6 protein-coding genes are annotated in these 4,484 nt (G+C 61.6%); 1 reads left to right on the plus strand and 5 read right to left on the minus strand.

The window, feature by feature from the left end:
• Positions 1-496 precede the first annotated feature (496 nt).
• Positions 497-1,171, plus strand: a complete 675-nt coding sequence (locus tag ACLP2E_RS21370) for an outer membrane protein (protein WP_442463685.1) — start codon at positions 497-499, stop codon at positions 1,169-1,171.
• Between the two features lie 93 nt (positions 1,172-1,264).
• Here the strand turns inward: ACLP2E_RS21370 and ACLP2E_RS21375 are convergent, their stop codons facing one another.
• The 5 genes from ACLP2E_RS21375 to ACLP2E_RS21395 form a co-directional block, all read right to left on the minus strand.
• Positions 1,265-1,873, minus strand: a complete 609-nt coding sequence (locus ACLP2E_RS21375; protein ID WP_442467061.1) for a glutathione S-transferase family protein — start codon at positions 1,871-1,873, stop codon at positions 1,265-1,267.
• Positions 1,874-1,981: 108 nt separating this feature from the next.
• Positions 1,982-2,197: a cold-shock protein gene (locus ACLP2E_RS21380; protein WP_442463683.1), complete on the minus strand. Its 216-nt coding sequence runs from the start codon at positions 2,195-2,197 to the stop codon at positions 1,982-1,984.
• Between the two features lie 262 nt (positions 2,198-2,459).
• On the minus strand, positions 2,460-3,311 hold the full coding sequence (locus ACLP2E_RS21385; RefSeq protein ID WP_442467062.1) for a 23S rRNA (adenine(2030)-N(6))-methyltransferase RlmJ: 852 nt from the start codon (positions 3,309-3,311) through the stop codon (positions 2,460-2,462).
• A 36-nt stretch (positions 3,312-3,347) separates the two neighbouring features.
• Complete coding sequence (locus ACLP2E_RS21390; protein WP_442467063.1) at positions 3,348-4,028, minus strand: ribonuclease T2 family protein; 681 nt, start codon at positions 4,026-4,028, stop codon at positions 3,348-3,350.
• Positions 4,029-4,094: 66 nt separating this feature from the next.
• Positions 4,095-4,484 (minus strand): hypothetical protein (locus ACLP2E_RS21395; RefSeq protein WP_442467064.1); only part of this gene is annotated, 390 nt, incomplete at its 5' end.

Consider the following 4,484-nt stretch of genomic DNA (forward strand, 5'->3'; position numbering starts at 1 on the left):
ATGCCACCCTGGCGAACTTGCGACAAGGGCACGACACGACTATTTCTTGCCCATGATCTTCGAGAACTCGTCGTCGACCTTGGCGTCGCCTGAAGGCTTGATCATGCTCTCCACGCCAGTGCTCTTATCGACGGTCGCAGCCAGCGCGGTACTTGTGTCGATAATCGAGTTGAGCTGGTCGCCGATGGCGCCGATTGACGCGGCGCGAATGCGCCGTAATTCCCCTTGTCGTCAACTCGTAATCGTTTATTAACCAGCATATTCATGCGCTATGTTACTGTATTGTCTATGAATAAGGTGCCTGTACGCCCCGCTTCACAATTAAGACATGCAATAAAGCTCTTAAACATACGCCGCATATTTTAAGTTATTGTTCGCCATAAGCGCATCACAATCCTTAAAACGTATAAACCATTTATTTTTACCGACCGATTACCCTTACGGATCTAAATCATTTCAGACGGACCGCAAACGGCCCGAATCTGGAGTTTATGTGATGAAAAAGGTTCTGATCGCCGTGATCGGTGGAACCGCGATCGGCTTCGCCTCGCTGGCGCAGGCGGCCGACCTGCCCTACCGACAGGCGTCGCAAGGCTACGACTATCCGCCCACCTTTACCTGGACCGGCTTTTATGTCGGCGCCAATCTCGGCGTCGGTTTTGGCGGCTTCAATGGGCCAGGCGCCAATTACTTCGGCACATCCCCGACCGGCGGACTGCTCGGCCTGACCGCGGGCTATAATTACCAGTCCGGCAATCTGCTGATCGGCGCCGAAGGCGATTACGCCTGGAGCCACATCTCCGACGACGCCACCTATTATCCCGGCGTCAGCTCGACCGGCGTGGTGCAGAATATCGACACCATCCGCGCCCGCTTTGGCTATGCCGCCGACCGTTTCCTGGCTTACGGCACGGGCGGCTATGCCGGCGCCAATATCCGCGGCGTCCTGAACAATGTTCCGGCCTCCGCCGTCGCCGACCAGACCTTCTACGCCAATGGCTTCACACTCGGCCTGGGCGTGGAATATGCGATCACCCCACATATCACCGCCAAGGCGGAATATCTTTACGTCTCTCTGGCCAGCAATAATTATTTCAACAATACGCCCAATTACGCCAGCGTCGGCGCGAACCTCAACCTGCTGCGCGCAGGCGTGAACTACAAGTTCTGATCCCAAACCACCGCGCGCCGGGCCCTTTGGGCGGGCGGACAAAAAGCAAGACCCTCCCGCAAATTCGAGCCCCGGCGATCCGCCGGGGCTTTTTTATGCAGCGGTGGCGCCGAAAGCGGGTATGGCGGCGGAAAAAGCGTCGAGCCAGGCCACGAGTTTCGGATGATCGGAGCGCCAGGCGCCCTCGAACCGCAGGTCGAGATAACCCAGCGCGCAGGCCAGCGCGATCGCGCCGACCGATGGAACCCCGCCGGCGAAACCCGACGGCGGCGGCGCGGCCTCAAGTTGAGCCAAAGCGCGGGAAACCTTGCCCTTCTGATGCGCGACCCAGTTGGCGCTGCGCTCGTTTTCCGCCCGCATCCTGGTTTCGTAGATCTGCAGCACCGAAGCCTCGGTCATGCCGTCTGCCAGCGCCTCCAGCGTCAGGGCTTCGTACCGCGCCTGAAAATCGCGCGGGATCACGCGCCCGCCCCCGGCCAGATCGTCGAGATAAGCGACGATCACCGCGCTGTCGTAAATAGACGCGCCCTCGTCGGTTTCCAGCACCGGGATCTTGCCGAGCGGATTTTTCTGACGAATGACGTCGGCCGGATTCAGCGTGTCGGCCGTGACAAGCTCAAGGCGCGGGCCGAAACCGAGCACGGCCGCGACGATGCGCGCCTTGCGCGAAAAGGGCGAGGGCGGCGAATAGAACAATTTCATGGAAAAGAACTCCGTGCGCGCCGAACGAGCGACAGCCGAAACGAACCCGATTCCCGTCGGGGACGCAAGCTTTTCGCGCGACAGACGATCGACCCGGAGCTTTTTCGCTCACCCATCCAGATGCAGATTGACCGCCTTGGGGCCTTTGCCCTTCTTGTCCGGCTCGACTTCGAACGAGATTTTCTGCCCCTCGTTCAGCGAGGCCAGTCCGGCCTGCTCGACCGCGGTGATGTGGACGAAAATATCCCGCCCCCCATCGCTCGGCTTGATGAAGCCATAACCCTTGTCGGCATTGAAGAACTTGATAGTGCCCTGTTGCGGCATGACGCTTTTCCCTCCGGTCATGGCCAAATCGCGGGGCGAGGCGCGCCGAGGCAAACGACGCGAGGATTGCAATTCCAAAAAATGCAGTCCACCCGGCCCGTTTCGCGATCGGCCGATTGGTGGAATGTCCTGCTTCAGGCAGAACATCGCCGCGGATTTTTTCCCGTCAACGGCTACGCTTTCGCGAAGCTCCCCAACTGCTATTAAATTGCGGCAAGTTGTCGCGCTTGGCAAGGCTTGCCTTTTTCTCCTTAAGTCGGCTTCAGCTTGACGGAACTTTTTCGCCACCAAGATGTTCCAGCGAAAACTCCGCCCCAGGTCCCCGCGCCAGAATGCGCGTGAGCGCCGGGAGGATGATTTGTGCTTCTTCTTCCAGCACATAGGGCGGGTTGACGATGACGAGGCCGGTCCGCGACAGAGGTTTTCCGGGCGCCGGCGTCTCCGCCTGAAAGTCGATGCGCAAGGCTCCCGGCGCCGCGAGCGCGACGGCGCGGCAGAAGGATTCGACCACCTCAGGCTCCTTGACCGGCTGCCAGATCATGAAAATTCCGCCCGCCCATCTATCAAGCGCCGCGCCAAGCGTGTCGAAAATCCGCTCGTATTCGTCGCGCCGCTCATAGGGCGGATCGATCAGCGCCATCCCCCGCCGCTCGGGTGGCGGCGTGAAAGCCTTCAGTCCCTGGTAGCCGTCGATCTCGACCGTTTTCACGCGATAATCGCGGCCTAGCGAACGCCGCAGCCCCTTCGCCGCCTCGGGCAGCATTTCGCAGAAAATCGCCTTGTCGCAGGCGCGCAAGAACTTCTGCGCGATAACCGGCGAGCCGGGGTAAAGGTTGGGCGCTCCTGTCGCGCGGACCGCCGCCAGATAAGGCTCGAGCAATTCCGCAGCGGCGCCGAGATCGGGCGCGTCGAGCAGACGGCCGATTCCGTCGCGCGCCTCATTGGAGCGCGCCGCCTCGGGACCATCCAGGTCGTAAAGCCCCGCTCCGGCATGGGTGTCGATGTAGCGGAACGGCTTATCCTTGCGCTGCAGATAGAGCAGGATGCGGGTGAGAAAGACGTGCTTGAGCACATCGGCGAAATTGCCCGCGTGAAATTCGTGTCGGTAATTCATGATGCGAAGGTCCTGACGGCGCGACGCAGAAGCGGCTCACCGCCCCGCCGGAACGTCGATGCTCTGGCTGCGGCATCCGGCGCGCGCCACCTGCGGACAGGCGACGAAATCGCGCAGATCCTTGGAAAAGCAGATGCGCGCCTCCTGCAACACGCCGCGCCGGCAGGTCACCGCCATCATGCCCGGCCGCAGGCGCGGATTGGCCTCGATGAAGGCGCGCTGCACGTCGAGCGGCGAAGTGCTCCGCTCCTCTCCCGGCGCCCGGAGGGTCGGCGGAATCGTCACCGCTTCGCGCGCCGCGCGCACGTCGGCGAAATAGCCGGCCGGATTCTTGCCAGAACAGACTCCATGCTGGCGCCATTCGTGCCGCGCCAATCCCTGGTCGGGATAAAGCCCGTTCAGGCCGTTCAGCACCGAAAAAGGCAGGAAGCCGTTGCCGCCGCAGTTCGAAGGATAGCCCTGGAAATATTGTGGCCACAATCCGTGGACGACGAAACCGGGATTGGCCCCGGGGGCGCACTGGTTGCGTGACCTCTCCGCGCCGCCGCCGGCGCAGAAGCTTGGCGACCAGGACAGGGCCAGCACGTAAAAATCGAAATCGCCCGCCGGCGCCGCGCCGCCTCGGCGCGGATTGTAACGATATTCGCGCGTCTGCGGCGAGGCTTGCCGGTCGGAGCAATCGTCGAGAACACAGTCGCTGGCGGCATGGGCGGACATGCCGGTCAATGCCAGCAGAAACGCCGCGAAAAAACGCCTCAGCAATTCTCGCGCGAAAAACACCTGTCAGGGACCGGCGGCGCGGCATGCTGGCGAATAGACATGGAACGGGTCCTCACCGACGACGCACCATTCCACGCCATCGCCGAGGCCAACGAAGCCGCCGCGCTCGATCAGATTATACTTGACCTCGCGCTGGCGGCCGTCGCTGAAGATGGCGCGGCCGACGCAATAGCGGCGCGGAATGAACTCGGGACCATTGGTGCGAAAGCCGATTTCCTTGACCGCTTCGAAATGGTCGAGTTGGAGCCGCTGCAGGGAATACCAGTATCGGGAATAATTGAAGGCCGAGGTGATGACCTGCAGAGCCCACGTATCCTCACATGCCGGCAAATTGCCGGAATAGGGAATGGTCCGGTCTTCGGCCGGGAACGGCGGGGTCGCCCAGGCGCTGCC

The sequence above is a fragment of the Rhodoblastus sp. genome (assembly GCF_052145335.1).
Classification (GTDB): Bacteria; Pseudomonadota; Alphaproteobacteria; order Rhizobiales; family Beijerinckiaceae; genus Rhodoblastus.

What these genes read in the sequence shown, in the direction of transcription:
- ACLP2E_RS21380 (WP_442463683.1), bottom strand. Translation starts at nt 2,197, where the DNA reads ATGCCGCAACAGGGCACTATCAAGTTCTTCAATGCCGACAAGGGTTAT.
- ACLP2E_RS21390 (WP_442467063.1), bottom strand. Translation starts at nt 4,028, where the DNA reads ATGTCCGCCCATGCCGCCAGCGACTGTGTTCTCGACGATTGCTCCGAC.
- ACLP2E_RS21375 (WP_442467061.1), bottom strand. Translation starts at nt 1,873, where the DNA reads ATGAAATTGTTCTATTCGCCGCCCTCGCCCTTTTCGCGCAAGGCGCGC.
- ACLP2E_RS21385 (WP_442467062.1), bottom strand. Translation starts at nt 3,311, where the DNA reads ATGAATTACCGACACGAATTTCACGCGGGCAATTTCGCCGATGTGCTC.
- ACLP2E_RS21370 (WP_442463685.1), top strand. Translation starts at nt 497, where the DNA reads ATGAAAAAGGTTCTGATCGCCGTGATCGGTGGAACCGCGATCGGCTTC.